The organism is Psychroserpens sp. (assembly GCF_045105015.1).
Lineage (GTDB): Bacteria > Bacteroidota > Bacteroidia > Flavobacteriales > Flavobacteriaceae > Psychroserpens.
In genome coordinates, this window is record NZ_JBGCCX010000128.1 from 12,316 (window position 1) to 27,080 (window position 14,765).

General features: G+C 31.8%; 19 protein-coding genes. 11 read left to right on the plus strand and 8 right to left on the minus strand.

The window, feature by feature from the left end; all coding sequences use genetic code 11:
- Positions 1-6: 6 nt before the first annotated feature.
- The 4 genes from rocD to AB8B90_RS09565 form a co-directional block, all read right to left on the minus strand.
- The gene (rocD, locus tag AB8B90_RS09550; RefSeq protein WP_405336215.1) at positions 7-1,287 is read right to left on the minus strand and encodes an ornithine--oxo-acid transaminase; all 1,281 of its coding nucleotides are present in this window, start codon (positions 1,285-1,287) and stop codon (positions 7-9) included.
- Positions 1,288-1,415: 128 nt separating this feature from the next.
- Entirely contained in the window at positions 1,416-1,802 is a 387-nt protein-coding gene (locus AB8B90_RS09555; RefSeq protein ID WP_405336218.1) for a DUF6768 family protein, read from the minus strand.
- 56 nt (positions 1,803-1,858) lie between these two features.
- The gene (locus tag AB8B90_RS09560) at positions 1,859-2,413 is read right to left on the minus strand and encodes an RNA polymerase sigma factor (protein ID WP_405336221.1); all 555 of its coding nucleotides are present in this window, start codon (positions 2,411-2,413) and stop codon (positions 1,859-1,861) included.
- Positions 2,414-2,422: 9 nt separating this feature from the next.
- Positions 2,423-2,920, minus strand: a complete 498-nt coding sequence (locus AB8B90_RS09565) for a hypothetical protein (protein WP_405336224.1) — start codon at positions 2,918-2,920, stop codon at positions 2,423-2,425.
- A gap of 107 nt (positions 2,921-3,027) precedes the next feature.
- On the opposite strand from AB8B90_RS09565, the gene rlmD reads away from it, so the two are divergent.
- The 4 genes from rlmD to AB8B90_RS09585 all read left to right on the plus strand — a co-directional run bounded on the left by rlmD (position 3,028) and on the right by AB8B90_RS09585 (position 6,330).
- Complete coding sequence (gene rlmD, locus AB8B90_RS09570; RefSeq protein ID WP_405336227.1) at positions 3,028-4,446, plus strand: 23S rRNA (uracil(1939)-C(5))-methyltransferase RlmD; 1,419 nt, start codon at positions 3,028-3,030, stop codon at positions 4,444-4,446.
- 65 nt (positions 4,447-4,511) lie between these two features.
- Positions 4,512-5,021 carry a DUF6452 family protein gene (locus tag AB8B90_RS09575; RefSeq protein ID WP_405336230.1) on the plus strand — a complete coding sequence of 170 codons (510 nt, stop codon included), beginning with the start codon at positions 4,512-4,514 and terminating at the stop codon, positions 5,019-5,021.
- Positions 4,984-5,736: a DUF6048 family protein gene (locus AB8B90_RS09580; protein ID WP_405336233.1), complete on the plus strand. Its 753-nt coding sequence runs from the start codon at positions 4,984-4,986 to the stop codon at positions 5,734-5,736. The genes AB8B90_RS09575 and AB8B90_RS09580 overlap by 38 nt, the downstream gene beginning before the upstream one ends.
- A 69-nt stretch (positions 5,737-5,805) precedes the next feature.
- On the plus strand, positions 5,806-6,330 hold the full coding sequence (locus AB8B90_RS09585) for a DinB family protein (RefSeq protein WP_405336236.1): 525 nt from the start codon (positions 5,806-5,808) through the stop codon (positions 6,328-6,330).
- Here the strand turns inward: AB8B90_RS09585 and AB8B90_RS09590 are convergent.
- Entirely contained in the window at positions 6,327-7,487 is a 1,161-nt protein-coding gene (locus AB8B90_RS09590; RefSeq protein WP_405336239.1) for a class I SAM-dependent RNA methyltransferase, read from the minus strand. The genes AB8B90_RS09585 and AB8B90_RS09590 overlap by 4 nt on opposite strands.
- Positions 7,488-7,575: 88 nt before the next feature.
- Between AB8B90_RS09590 and AB8B90_RS09595 the strand changes: the two genes are divergently transcribed.
- The 7 genes from AB8B90_RS09595 to AB8B90_RS09625 all read left to right on the plus strand — a co-directional run bounded on the left by AB8B90_RS09595 (position 7,576) and on the right by AB8B90_RS09625 (position 12,689).
- Positions 7,576-8,307: a class I SAM-dependent methyltransferase gene (locus tag AB8B90_RS09595; protein WP_405336242.1), complete on the plus strand. Its 732-nt coding sequence runs from the start codon at positions 7,576-7,578 to the stop codon at positions 8,305-8,307.
- A 14-nt stretch (positions 8,308-8,321) separates the two neighbouring features.
- Complete coding sequence (locus AB8B90_RS09600) at positions 8,322-8,996, plus strand: ZIP family metal transporter (protein ID WP_405336245.1); 675 nt, start codon at positions 8,322-8,324, stop codon at positions 8,994-8,996.
- A gap of 2 nt (positions 8,997-8,998) precedes the next feature.
- Complete coding sequence (locus AB8B90_RS09605) at positions 8,999-9,427, plus strand: DUF4268 domain-containing protein (RefSeq protein ID WP_405336248.1); 429 nt, start codon at positions 8,999-9,001, stop codon at positions 9,425-9,427.
- Positions 9,428-9,545: 118 nt separating this feature from the next.
- Positions 9,546-10,616 carry a glycine cleavage system aminomethyltransferase GcvT gene (gcvT, locus tag AB8B90_RS09610; protein WP_405336251.1) on the plus strand — a complete coding sequence of 357 codons (1,071 nt, stop codon included), beginning with the start codon at positions 9,546-9,548 and terminating at the stop codon, positions 10,614-10,616.
- A 23-nt stretch (positions 10,617-10,639) separates the two neighbouring features.
- Positions 10,640-11,473 carry a sugar nucleotide-binding protein gene (locus tag AB8B90_RS09615; RefSeq protein ID WP_405336254.1) on the plus strand — a complete coding sequence of 278 codons (834 nt, stop codon included), beginning with the start codon at positions 10,640-10,642 and terminating at the stop codon, positions 11,471-11,473.
- 85 nt (positions 11,474-11,558) lie between these two features.
- Entirely contained in the window at positions 11,559-11,849 is a 291-nt protein-coding gene (locus AB8B90_RS09620; RefSeq protein WP_405336257.1) for a 4a-hydroxytetrahydrobiopterin dehydratase, read from the plus strand.
- Positions 11,850-11,942: 93 nt separating this feature from the next.
- Entirely contained in the window at positions 11,943-12,689 is a 747-nt protein-coding gene (locus tag AB8B90_RS09625; protein ID WP_405336260.1) for a YebC/PmpR family DNA-binding transcriptional regulator, read from the plus strand.
- 195 nt (positions 12,690-12,884) lie between these two features.
- On the opposite strand, the gene mazG is transcribed toward AB8B90_RS09625, so the two are convergent.
- The 3 genes from mazG to def are packed head-to-tail and all read right to left on the minus strand — an operon-like array spanning position 12,885 to position 14,710.
- Positions 12,885-13,658 (minus strand): nucleoside triphosphate pyrophosphohydrolase, encoded by a 774-nt coding sequence (gene mazG / locus AB8B90_RS09630; protein WP_405336263.1) that lies wholly within the window; start codon positions 13,656-13,658, stop codon positions 12,885-12,887.
- 9 nt (positions 13,659-13,667) lie between these two features.
- Positions 13,668-14,096 (minus strand): DUF5606 domain-containing protein, encoded by a 429-nt coding sequence (locus AB8B90_RS09635; protein WP_405336266.1) that lies wholly within the window; start codon positions 14,094-14,096, stop codon positions 13,668-13,670.
- A gap of 23 nt (positions 14,097-14,119) precedes the next feature.
- A complete protein-coding gene (gene def / locus AB8B90_RS09640) occupies positions 14,120-14,710 on the minus strand; it encodes a peptide deformylase (RefSeq protein ID WP_405336269.1) in 591 nt (196 codons plus the stop codon).
- Positions 14,711-14,765: the final 55 nt, after the last annotated feature.

Below are 14,765 nucleotides of genomic sequence, written 5' to 3' on the forward strand. Positions count from 1 at the left end.
ATATATTTAATCTTCAAATTCTTGAAGCGTTTTTGTAATAATACTTACACAATCTAATAATTGCGCTTTAGTCATTACCAAAGGAGGTGCAAATCGAATAATATTACCATGTGTTGGTTTCGCTAAAAGTCCGTTATCACGAAGTTTTAAACAAATATTCCAAGCAGTATCACTGTCTTCATCATCATTAATTAAAATAGCATTCAATAACCCTTTTCCACGTACTAAATTTACAATAGAGCTTTTTTCAATGTATTTATTCATTTCGCTTCGGAAAAGTTCTCCTAACTGAAACGCATTTTCAGCTAAACTTTCATCCTTAACAACTTCAAGTGCTGCAATTGCAACTGCTGCTGCAATAGGATTTCCTCCAAAAGTACTTCCATGGTTACCTGGTTGAATAACATTCATAATATCGTTGTTAGCCATTACAACAGAAACTGGATATAAACCACCGCTTAAAGCTTTTCCTAAAACTAAAACGTCAGGTTTTACATCTGGAGTGTCTGAGCAATCTTTGTTAGGACAACTACAATTTCCACAACTAGCTAATAATCTTCCAGTTCGTGCAATTCCTGTTTGAACTTCATCTGCAATAAATAACACATTATATTTTTCGCATAATGCTTTAGCTTCACGTAAATAATTATCACTAGGTACATAGACTCCTGCTTCACCTTGAATAGGCTCCACCATAAATCCTGCGATATTAGGATTACTATCTAAAATAGTTTTTAATGCTTCAATATTATCATATTCTACTTTTATAAAACCGTCTGTATATGGTCCAAAATTCTTTTTTGCAATAGGATCATTTGAAAACGAAATAATAGTTGTAGTTCTTCCGTGAAAATTGTTTTCACACACAATAATTTCAGCCTTATTTAAATCAATCCCTTTAACTTCGTATGCCCATTTACGACAAAGTTTTAAAGCCGTCTCAACAGCTTCTGCTCCTGAATTCATAGGTAACATTTTGTCAAATTTGAAATACTCAGTAGCATATTTTTCATACTTTCCAAGCATGTCATTATAAAAAGCTCTTGAGGTTAATGTTAAGCGTTGCGCTTGTTCGGTCATAGCATCGACAATCTTTGGATGACAATGTCCTTGGTTTAATGAAGAATATGCTGATAAAAAATCATAATACTTTTTACCTTCAACATCCCAGACAAAAACACCTTCACCTTTGCTTAATACTACTGGTAATGGATGATAATTTTGCGCTCCATATTTGTTTTCTAATGCCATCGCCTCTTGCGATGTAATGTGGTCTAAAACTGCCATTTTAAAAATAATTTAATAAATGAATATACTATCCATTCCTTATCTACCTTTATCCTTTCGAAGATTACGAAAATTCAGCGTGGGAAAGAAATCATCCCTAGAAGTTTGCAAAGTAATAATTAAAACGCTTATTCCGAAATTTTTCCAGATAATGATGACACTTGCAATTCTAATCGCTTCATTTCTCTTAGAATTGCATTTTTATCCATTTGCATCCAAGCAAATACCTTTAACATACTTACACCAATTAAAAATACAAGACCTCCAAGTCCCCATTTTATAAGTTCATTCGTTTCTGTTGACTCAAAAAAATTGACTAAGCAATACACAAATAGACCAAAGAACACTAAGGTCATGATATTCATCAAGATGATAATCCATTTGTTTTTTCCTGAAAACAAACCTGCTATCATTCCTAAAACATTTTGTTCTTCAAGTGAATCATAAAATTTCGTTTCTTCTTGAGTTAACGTTTCCTTAATTAATTGATCGATATCTTCCATATTAGTTTTCATTGTGTTTAAATTTTAATGATTATTAAATAGTATTTCTTTAAAAAAACGAGATGTTGTTAATTATTCTTAGCAATTATTGGCTTTAATATTGATTTTAGTTTTTCTCTAGCATGAAACAATCTCGATTTTGTTGTTCCTACAGATATGTTTAATAGTATGCTAATTTCTTTGAGCGAATACCCTTCAGTGTAAAAAAGCTTCAAAACCATTTGTTGATGTTCTGGTAAACTCTTGATTATATCTAAAAGCTTCTTTTTTAAAACTGTAAGATCATCCATCTCTTCAATTTCATAGACATCTTCATTTTTATATTCTGCTTCCTTATTACGCATTATTTTATCCTCTCGTAAAGTGTCTATAGCCTTAGTGTAAACAATCCTCAAAGCCCAAGATTTAAAACTAGAAGGTTTGTTTAATGCATCTAACTTGGCTATAATTGTCTGCCAACTATCTTGAGCAATATCTTTCGATAAACTAGCATCCTTTACTACCCAGTATGCCTTTTTACAGAAAGTCAAATGCCATCGCTTAACCAATTTAGCCATTGCTTTTTTGTTTCCTGCTTGATAAGCTAAAACCAGTTCTTCGTCTATATCTCTATCGTGTTTCAATTAAACGTCTCAGTTTTTTATTGCTTTACGTTTATAATATCCTCTCAAAAACATCACCCAAGTAGTATATTTTGTTTCCTTTTTTTCTTCTGAAAAATAATTCTCAACAGTATCGAAAGCGTCTTCAATTAATGCATCGTGTAACCAACGAATTATTATTATCCAAAATAAACTAGCTTTAAAACTCGTGTTCATTTTTATAACATGATGTATTTCTGTTACATTTTCAGATATAGCTTCAATCTCTAATTCGTGAGTTCCATTAAACCCATGAGGTTTCGTGAATTCAAATTTAATCTGATTTCCTGGCTCAAACTCAATTATTGTATAACGAATTCGACCATGACCGCCTTTACTACCAATTTTCAAACCTTGTTTAAAACGCATTGCTGGCCAAGTTTTAATAGGCCAAATTTTATCATCAGGCGTCGCTAATGTTTTGAATAATTCAGACACCTTAACAATTGGTTGATTAATGATTCGATTATGACTATTTAGGACTCTCATACTCTAAAGACGGAGAAAAAATAAAAAGGTTCAATTAAATTTGATGTTTTTTAAAGATAATCCTATTTACTTACATTTTTATTTATCGCTATTACTATTTTTGCGCTATGGCTAGACGTAAAAATAAAAGACAAGTTTTTGAGCAAATAGAAGTGATTGATGCTGGAGCAAAAGGAAAAACCGTTGCTAAAGCACCAGATGGTCGTGTTATATTTCTTCCAAACGCAGTTCCTGGGGATATTGTAGATATACAAACTTTTAAAAAACGGAAAGCTTATTATGAAGGAAAAGCAATAGCATTTCATACCTTATCTGATAAAAGAACTGAACCTAAATGTGAACACTTTGGAGTTTGTGGTGGTTGTAAATGGCAACATATGGATTACAAGCACCAACTAGATTTTAAACAAAAGGAAGTCACAAATAACTTAATTCGTATTGGTCATTTAGAATTGCCTGAAGTATCTCCAATTCTAGGATCTGCTGAACATTATTTTTACAGGAACAAAATGGAGTTTTCTTTTAGTGATAGTAGATGGCTTACACAAGAAGAAATTGAATCTGATGAAGATTTAGGCGATAGAAATGCCCTTGGTTTTCATATTCCTGGAATGTGGGATAAAATTTTAAATATTAATAAATGTTGGCTCCAAGCAGATCCTTCAAATGACATCAGAAATGCAGTAAGAGATTTTTCGATAGAAAACGGTTTAGAATTTTTTAATACGCGTCAACAAACTGGTCTTTTGCGTACTATGATGGTTAGAACATCTTCAACAGGAGATATTATGATTGTTATTCAATTTTTTAAAGAAGATAAGGAAAAACGCATTTTACTTTTAGATTTTATTGCTGAAACATTTCCACAGATAACCTCTTTACAATATGTTATTAATAGTAAAGCGAATGACACTATTTACGACCAAGAAGTGATTTGTTACAAAGGGAATGATCATATTTTTGAAGAAATGGAAGGTTTACGTTTTAAAATTAATGCTAAATCTTTTTATCAAACCAATTCTGACCAAGCCTATGAATTATATAAAATCACTCGCGATTTTGCCGGTTTAGAAGGAGATGAACTTGTGTATGATTTATATACAGGAACAGGAACCATTGCTCAGTTTGTTGCAAAACAAGCTAAACATGTTGTTGGTGTCGAGGCAGTGCCAGATGCAATTCAAGCGGCGAAAGATAATGCACAATTAAACGGTATAGAAAACGTTGACTTTTATGTTGGTGATATGAAACATGTGTTTAATACAGAATTTATTGCCTCTAATGGTCAGCCAGATATAATAATAACAGATCCACCACGTGATGGTATGCATAAAGATGTTGTGCAACAAATATTAAATATTGCACCACAGAAAGTGGTATATGTTAGCTGTAATAGTGCTACACAAGCTAGAGACTTAGCCTTAATGAAAGATCAATATAAAATTACTAAAACACAAGCAGTTGATATGTTTCCGCAAACACATCATGTTGAAAATGTTGTACTTTTGGAAAAACATAATGCATAATAATTCAGAATTCGAATAACTTGAAAATAAATTTCATAAAAAAAATCAGCCTTGTCTTGTTCTTAATGGCAACATTAAATACTTGCGAACGCGATGATATTTGTCCAGAAGATGTTCCTACTACTCCTCGATTAATCATAGAGTTTTATGATATTACCAATCAAGACCTTCTCAAAGAAGTATCAGACTTAAGAATTCAAGGTATTGGTAATGCTATTCCTCTTCCAGGTTTTTTAGGAAGTTCAGCTGTAACTAAAGTGGAGTTGCCTCTAAAAACGGACCAAAACTCAACGCAATACAGCTTCAGAAAAGATTATGCAATAGACGATAACGGAACTCCTAATGATACTAGTGATGATATGGTAACAGGAAATGAAGATATCGTTACTATAAATTATGTCACTGAAGATGTTTATGTATCACGTGCCTGCGGTTTTAAAACAATTTATAAAGCAATCAGCATAGAATTTGATCCTAGTGATATGGATCGTTGGATATTACTTACAGAACCCTTAAATGATAATCAATCAATTGAAGATGAAACAACGACACATTTTAATTTCTTTCATCAGTAGTTGCTTTTTTTTCCTATGTGGTGTTGTAAATGCTCAAGACACTGTTGAAGGAGAAACTAAGTCAGACACCTTAATTTACAAACAAAAATACGGTTTGCGACTAGGTGCTGATATAGGTAAAATTGCAAGAACTGTTATTGATGATGATTATTCTGGTTTTGAAATTAATGGCGATTACAGATTAACAAAGCGTTTATATCTTGCTGGCGAAATTGGTACTGAGGAACGTACAATTTCTAACGATTTTTTAAATGTTACTGCCACAGGGAGCTATTTTAAAGCTGGGATTGATTACAATTCATACCAAAATTGGTTAGACATGCAAAACATGATTTATTTTGGGTTTCGTGCTGGAGTAAGTTCATTTAAACAAAATCTAAATAGTTTTACTATTTATAATACTAATCAATATTGGCCCAATCAACTTTCCACTGAAGAGGCAAGAGAAATTGATGGTTTAACCGCTATTTGGGCAGAAATCATTATTGGTATTAAAGCTGAATTATTTAATAATTTGTTTCTTGGACTCAATGTGCAAATAAAAAGTTTAATCAGTGAAGACCAACCTGATAACTTTGAAAATTTATACATTCCAGGTTTTAATCGTACATATGATAGTGGTCGTTTTGGAATAGGCTTCGGTTATAATTTATCTTATCTAATTCCGATAATCAAAAAGGACAAAAAAGTTGTAATTGATGACATTGAAGATTAAGTCTTCATCCTTCAAAAGTAAAACTCATAAATATTTTATATCTTTTCCATACGTTAAAAGCGATGGAACATGGATAAAGACGCGATTGCAGACCTCATAGAAGAAAAAAACGAAGCGCTTATTAATTGGTTGTCAAATCAAGAAGACGACAATTGGCTTAATGGTCCAGATGGAAAATGGACTCCTGGTCAACATGCCTTACATCTACTCCATAGCATCAAACCTTTAAATAATGCGCTAAGCTTGCCCAAATTTGTATTACGCTATAAATTTGGAAAATCTAACAGAAACGTTAGAGACTATAGCACAGTAACAAATCGTTATCAAGAACGATTAAAAGACGTTAAAGGCAAAACTTATGGTCCTTCAAAAAACATGAAGATTCCAACTGTATCTGAAAAACAATATATTCTTAATCGACTTCAAGTTGAAGGTAAAAAACTACAATATAAAACACGAAAAATTTCAAATAAGAATTTAGACAACTTGATTCTTCCACATCCTTTAATGGGAAAAATGCCAATCAGGGAAATCATCATGTGGACAGCTCATCATATAGAACATCACACCAATACACTTAAAGACAAATATTAATTATTCATATACTTTCCTTTCTTACTCCCTTCATACATGACATACTTTACCAAACGCGCTTCGAGCTTAGCATTAACCAAATGTATTTTTCGTGAAGGACGTAAACCTACATGTTTCAAAGCATCTAAATTTGATGTAATAAACCAAGCATCAGTACCAGGATAACCTTGTTTTAAAGTATCTCCAATAGTCTTATAAAAGTTTTCCATATCGATGTCTAATCGCTCACCATAAGGTGGATTAAAAACCATATGCAATTTAGCATCACCAGATTTCTGAGTTTTAAAAAAATCTTCATGTTGTATATGAATAAACTCCTCTAAATGTGCATTTTTTATATTAGCCGTTGCCTTTGACACTGCACTAGGAGATTTATCATAACCAATAATTTTGTGATGAAAATCTCTAGTTTTATTGAGTAGTGATTCTTCAATTTTTTCAAATAAATCAACATCCCAATCAGCCCAACGTTCAAAAGCAAATTCTTTTCGCATTAAGTTTGGCGGAATATTACAAGCAATCATAGCAGCTTCAGCTAAAATAGTTCCACTTCCACACATTGGATCCATAAAGTCTGATTGTCCATCCCAACCAGAAAGCATAACTAATCCAGCTGCAAGAACTTCATTAATTGGTGCAATATTGGTTGCCGTTTTATAACCACGTTTATGTAACGAATCTCCTGAAGCGTCTAAAGAAATATTACATGTATTCCTGTCGATGTGTACATTAATTTTCACATCTGGAAACTTCAAATCTACATTTGGTCGCTGGCCATCGGTATCTCTAAACTTATCTACGATTGCATCTTTGGTTTTTTGAGCGATATACAATGAATGCGTAAACACTTGAGAATTTACTGTGGCATCAACAGCTAAAGTACCTGTTGGTTTTAAATAATTTTCCCATGACATTTTATAGATATTGTCATAAAGATCTTGTTCATTTCTAACCTTAAACGTATGTATGGGTTTAAGAATCTTTATAGCAGTACGTAATGCTAGATTACATTTATACATAAAGCCTTTATCTCCAGTAAAACTAACGTTTCTTACACCTTTTTTTACATGCATTGCTCCCAATTGAATGAGCTCACGTTCTAATAAGTCTTCAAAACCAAATAAGGTTTTGGCTACCATTTTAAAATTATTCTCCATACAATACGAATAATAGAAAAAAAAAATAAAGTATTTTTGTGGCTTAAAAGAAGAATTAAAAGGATTCCCTTTACACTAGGAAATAAACATGACAGAGAACACAAAACAATGGTATGCATCTTGGTTTGATACACCGTTTTATCATATTCTATATAAAGACAGAAATGATAGTGAAGCACAATTGTTCATGGACAATCTTACCGAGTATTTAAATATTCCCGAACATGGAGAAATTCTTGATCTTGCCTGTGGAAAAGGACGTCATTCTATGTATTTGAATTCTTTAGGTTACAATGTTACTGGTGCAGATTTATCTGAAAACAGTATCGCATACGCCAAGCAATTTGAAAATGAAACTTTAAAATTCGAAGTTCATGATATGTGCAAGCCTTATGGTAAAGCATTTGATGCTGTTTTTAATTTATTTACAAGTTTTGGATATTTTGAAAATGAAGATGATAATCTTAAGACGATTGAAGCTATAAAAGCAAACTTAAACGACTATGGATTTGGTGTCATTGACTTCATGAACAGTGACTTTGTCATTAATAATTTAGTTGATGAAAATATTAAAACTGTAGATGGTATTGATTTTAAACAAAATAGACATCTTGAAAATGGGTACATTATTAAAACCATCAGTTTTAATGCTAATGGACAAGACTACAGCTTTCAAGAACGTGTTAAAGCATTAACTTTAAAAGATTTTGAGATTCTTTTTGAAAATGCAGGTGTCTATTTATTAGATGTTTTTGGTGATTATAAATTAAGTCCATTTCATAAAGACACTTCAGAACGTTTAATCATGATTTTTAAATAATCAGAAGACATTAAATGAATACATATTTATTTCCTATATATGCAGTTATAATTGGTATTGGTATTGTTGTATTTTTAAAGCAACAGCGCAACACCTACACAAAACTCTTACTCTCTTTTAGTGGTGCTTTCTTATTAGCACTCACACTTTTTGATTTATTACCTGAAGTATATGAACACCTTGAAGGAAAGCAAACTGGACTCTTCATTATGTGTGGTATTTTATTACAAATCATTTTAGAATTTTTCTCAAAAGGAGCCGAACATGGCCATGTTCATATTCACAAAAATGACACATCATTTCCCTGGTTACTCTTTATTAGTTTATGTATTCACAGTTTTTTAGAAGGATTCCCAATCCATCAACATAATGACATGGTTTATGGAGTACTTGTTCATAAAATACCAATTGCAGCATTAGTAACAGGTTTTTTATTTCAATCTAAGTATACAAAACTTCAAATCGCTTTTTTTCTTTTTGTTTTTGCAGCGATGACACCATTAGGAACGCTTATATCGAATACCTCTGATTTAACAACAAGTTATATCCATATTATTAATGCTATCGTTATAGGTATCTTTTTTCATATCTCTACAACCATATTATTTGAAACAGGAGAAGGTCATAAATTTAATCTTTCTAAGCTTATTGCAATAATTTTAGGGGTTGGAATTGCTTATCTAATATAGGTATGTTTTCAAAAGAAGAATCGCGACAAATACGACAAGAATTCTGGACTAGCTTTGGGAAATCTTTTCCAAGAAAATGGATATTGTACGATACAAAAATTAAAGGGTTTTCATTTAAGTTTCATTTTGATAAAAAAACGGCACTAGTTGCTTTAGATCTTGAAGATGATTTAGAGAACCGAATAAAAAATTGGGAAAAATTACAATCTTTAAAATCTATCTTATTAGAAAATTACTTACCAGAGGCTGTTTTTGAAGAAGAATATCACCTTGACAATGGCAAAGAGATTTCAAGAGTTCATGTGTTACTTGAACAAAAAGTATCCATTCATAATAAAAACTCATGGCAAGATGTGATGGTATTTTTTAATACAACAATGAATACTTTTGAAAGTTTCTTTAATGATTTTGAAGATATTCTAAAAGACTAATTTTTAGTCTTCAAAACATATTTTTTCGATACATTTGTATTGAAATATTTCTAGAAGAATTCTTCTTTTTTAAATCTAATAATTTTGACTTCCGAAAAACGGAAATAAACCTTTTTCAATGAAAGATACTGCATTATCAAAAACACACGAATCTCTCGGAGCCAAGATGGTTCCTTTTGCTGGTTATAATATGCCTGTACAATACGATGGCGTCAATGTTGAACATGAAGCCGTAAGAACTGGTGTTGGTGTTTTTGACGTATCTCATATGGGAGAATTTTTAATTGAAGGTCCGAATGCCTTAGATTTAATTCAAAAAACCTGTAGTAATGATGCTTCTAAACTAACCGTAGGCAAAGCACAATACAGCTGTTTACCAAATGATGATGGCGGAATTGTAGACGACTTAATCATATACAAGGTAAAAGAAGAAACTTATTTATTGGTAGTTAATGCAAGTAATATTGAGAAAGATTGGAATTGGATCGCTTCAAAAAATGATGTTGGAGCTGAGATGAAAGATCTTAGCGAAGACTATTCTTTATTAGCCATTCAAGGTCCTAAGGCAGTTGAAGCTATGCAGTCTCTATCTAGTCATGATCTTTCTGAGATTAAATTTTACAATTTCATTGTTGGTGATTTTGCTGGTATCGATCATGTAATTATCTCAGCTACTGGTTATACAGGAAGTGGTGGATTTGAAATCTATTGTAAAAATTCTGAAGTGAAACAAATATGGGATAAAGTTACTGAAGCAGGTGCAAAACCAATTGGCTTAGCTGCTAGAGATACGTTACGCCTAGAAATGGGTTACTGCCTTTACGGGAATGATATAGATGATACTACATCTCCTATAGAAGCTGGTTTAGGATGGATTACAAAGTTCACTAAAACCTTTACTAATTCTGAGGCTCTTGAAGATGAAAAACGTCGCGGTCCAGAACGTAAACTGGTAGCTTTTGAACTTAATGATAGAGGAATTCCTCGTCATGGTTACGATATTGTTGACTCTAGTGGTAAAAAGATTGGCGAGGTAACTTCTGGAACGATGTCTCCTAGTTTAAATAAAGGTATTGGTTTGGGTTATGTACCGACAGTTCTTGCTGATGTCAACAGCAAAATCAATATTCAAATTCGTAAAAAAACGATTCCTGCTACAGTTGTAAAACTACCATTCTACAAAGGTTAGTTAGATTACGTAGGCAATGATTTATGAAGGAGAACGATAGTAAACATCGCATTTTAATTTTAGGTGCAAGTGGCTTTATTGGACATGCCATTTACAAAGAATTGTGTGCATACTTTAAAACCTTTGGTACTTATAGAGTGCCACATAAAACATTCAAAAACAATCATCATTTTATTCAATACAATGTTGAAGAAGATGACGTTTATGAAGTTTTAGAAGCAACAAAACCTACCATTATAATTTCAGCGTTGAGAGGTGATTTTCATGCCCAAACAATAGCTCATCAACATCTTACTGAATATGTTTTAGATCGTGATTGTAAAATAATTTTCCTATCCTCGGCTAATGTATTTGATGCTTATAGTAAATATCCTAGTTACGAATTAGACAAAACGTTTAGCGGAAGTGTTTATGGTCATTTTAAAATCAAAATAGAAAACATGCTGTTACGTCTTCCAAAGAAGAAAATAGTTATTGTTAGATTACCAATGGTTTTGGGTTCGCAATCACCAAGGATAAAAGAAATCAAGCAGCATTTATATGACAAAACTGCTATCGAAATTTTCCCAAATATTATAATGAATGTAACCACTGAAACTAAAGTCACCCAACAAATTCATTATATAATTAACAGAAATAAGTTTGGTGTATTTCATTTAGGAAGTGTCGATTTGGTACATCATGACGAATATATCAAAGATATCGTTAACCAAATCACCACAAAAAATGGTGTGCTTTTTAAACATGTTTACACAACAAATGAAGATCGCTATTTAGCCGTACTTCCAAAGTTTAATAAACTCCCCAAACACCTTCAAATTACAAGTCAAGAAGTTTTACAAGAATTAAATAGATAAGTTGTTTTTTGTATAATAATCTTCAACTAAACAAGTCTTAATTATGAATAAAATTTCATACTTTTAAAAGACTAAATCATGACCTATGAGTTTATTATCAGAAGACACTATTGAAAAAAAATTATTGCATTTTCCAGATTGGGACTACTACAAAAATGCTATTCATGCCGAATTTGAATTTGACAATTTCAAAGATTGTTTTAGTGCAATGAGTAGAATTGCTTTTGAATGTGAAGCGCAAAACCATCATCCTAACTGGAGTAATACATATAACGTATTAAAAATCTCATTATCTACTCATGATGCCAATGGTGTTACAAATAAGGATTTTAAACTAGCTGAAGCTATAGAAGCAATTGTTGAAGTTCAAGAGTAACAAAAATTAAGACTCCAAATAATCAATCTTGTTGGCATTTCAATATAATTTCAATAATTTTGAGAAAAACAAAAAATATAAAAAAGAACGATAATGGGAAGAGCTTTTGAATTTCGTAAAGCAAGAAAAATGAAACGCTGGTCAGCTATGAGCAAGGCCTTTACTAGAATAGGTAAAGATATTGTTATGGCAGTAAAAGAAGGTGGTCCAGATCCAGATTCTAATTCCAGACTAAGAGCTGTAATTCAAAATGCCAAAGCTGTAAATATGCCAAAAGACAATGTGGAGCGTGCTATTAAACGTGCTTCAGATAAAAGTCAAGGTGATTATAAAGAGGTTCTTTTCGAAGGATACGCACAACATGGTATTGCAGTACTTATTGAAACAGCTACAGACAACAATACTCGTACAGTAGCTAATGTGCGTTCTTACTTTAATAAATGTGATGGGAGTTTAGGAACTTCTGGATCTGTCGTATTTATGTTTGATCATACTTGTAATTTCAAAATTAAAGGTGAGGAATTAGATTTAGAAGAATTAGAATTAGAGCTCATCGATTTTGGAGTTGAAGAAATTTTTGAAGACACTGATGAAGATGAAGACGGAAATGAGCAAACTAGCATCATGATTTATGCACCATTTGAAAGCTTTGGTAATATTCAATCCTATCTTGAAACAAATAACATTGAAATTATCTCATCAGGATTTGAACGTATTCCACAGGTTACTAAGCCATTAACACCTGAACAAACTCAAGATGTTGAAAAATTACTTGAGAAACTTGAAGAAGATGATGATGTACAAAACGTGTATCATACTATGGAGGAAGCTACAGAGTAAAAACTGTTTTAAATAATAAAATCCTGCCTGTATACACAGGCAGGATTTCACCCCTAACTAAACTAAATTTTGAATCTTAATCTATCCGCTTAACTATAAAATTAAGATTACCTACTTATGATAAAACTTGAATAAGTTTCTATCTATTCTATATACGGATGATTTTACGACTTTGGATGTCGCAGAATAAAAAAATTATATTTTTTTTGCTTCTTCCCAATAAACATCCATCTCAGACAATGTCATATCAGATAATGGCTTATTTAAATCTTTAGATTTTTGTTCTAAGTATTGGAATCGTTTTATGAATTTTTTATTCGTACGTTCTAACGCACTTTCTGGATCTACTTTTAAAAATCTTGCATAATTAATCATTGAAAACAACACATCTCCAAACTCACTTTCAATCTCATTTTGATTTCCTAAATTGATTTCGGTTTGTAATTCGCCCAGCTCCTCTTCTACTTTTTCAAAAACTTGATTTGGTTCTTCCCAATCAAACCCTACTCCAGCAACTTTGTCTTGAATTCGATTTGCTTTAACCATTGCTGGTAAACTTTTAGGAACTCCTTCTAAAACGCTTGATTTTCCTTCTTTTAACTTGAGTTGTTCCCAATTTCTCTTGACGTCTTCTTCGTTTTCAACTTTTACATCGCTATAAATGTGAGGATGACGCTCAATGAGCTTGTCACAAATGCCATGACAAACATCAGCTATATCAAAACTATTAGATTCACTTCCAATTTTTGAATAGAATACGATATGAAGTAATACATCACCTAACTCTTTTTTAACCTCATCTAAATCATTATCTAGAATCGCATCACCTAATTCATAAACCTCTTCAATAGTTAAATGACGAAGTGTTTCCATAGTTTGCTTCTTATCCCAAGGACATTGCTCACGGAGTTCATCCATGATAATAAGCAAACGCTCAAAAGCTTTTAATTGTGCTGCTTTATCAGACATTAATTAGATTTATTCTTCCTCTTCGGAAGTAACGGCTTCTTTTTCTTCTTCTAAAGCATCTAACATGTCATGCTTTTGAAGTAGGTTATACCATTGTACAATTTTTTTAATATCACTTGCGTACACACGGTCTTCATCATAATCAGGCAATACTCCAAAGAAATATTCCTCTAAACTATCTTTAGAATCTTTGTGGCTAATTGATGTTTGGCTTCCATTCTCTTTCTCCTTAACTTTTTTAAGAACCTCACGTAAAGGCAACTCTTCAGTTAGAGTATACACAGCTATTTCACTAAGAATACTAACATTGCTATGAATATTAACATTCACCTTTTTTTGATCAATTAAAGATTCAGCTATAAAGCCATTACGTGTTTGTGTAACAACCTTATATAATCCAGGTTTTCCAGAAATGGAAAGTATTTTATCTAAACTCATAATTATATGATGTGTTTTTTATGTTATCTTTTCTTTTTTAGCGCTGGAAAACGCATTCTGTAATCCACATTAATTTTTCCTTTTGAAATGTTTGACAGTTTTCCTTTGATCAAACGTTTTTTTAATGAAGATAATTTATCAGTAAATAAAATTCCTTCTATATGATCATACTCATGCTGAATCACTCTTGCAATTAAACCATCAAATTCTTCAGTGTGTGTTTTGAAATTTTCATCTTGATACTGAATCTTTATTTTTGGTTGTCTAAATACATCTTCACGAACATCAGGAATACTTAAGCAGCCTTCATTAAAAGCCCACTCATCTCCTTCTTCTTCTATAATTTCTGCATTAATAAAAGTTCGTTTAAAGTTTTTTAAAGCCTCTTGTTCTTCTTCATTAAACGTTTCATCTTCAGCAAATGGTGATGTATCGACTAAAAATAATCGAATTGGTAATCCAATTTGAGGAGCAGCTAATCCAACACCAAAGGCGCCATACATGGTCTCATTCATATTTTCTAAAAGAGCATCCAATTTTGGATAATCTTGAGTAATTGGTGTTGCTTTTTTTCTTAAAACTGGATCTCCATAAGCAACTATTGGTAATATCATTTCCTTAAATTTTTCGATTGCAAAAATACAATTCTTATTGTGATTTTATAACTTT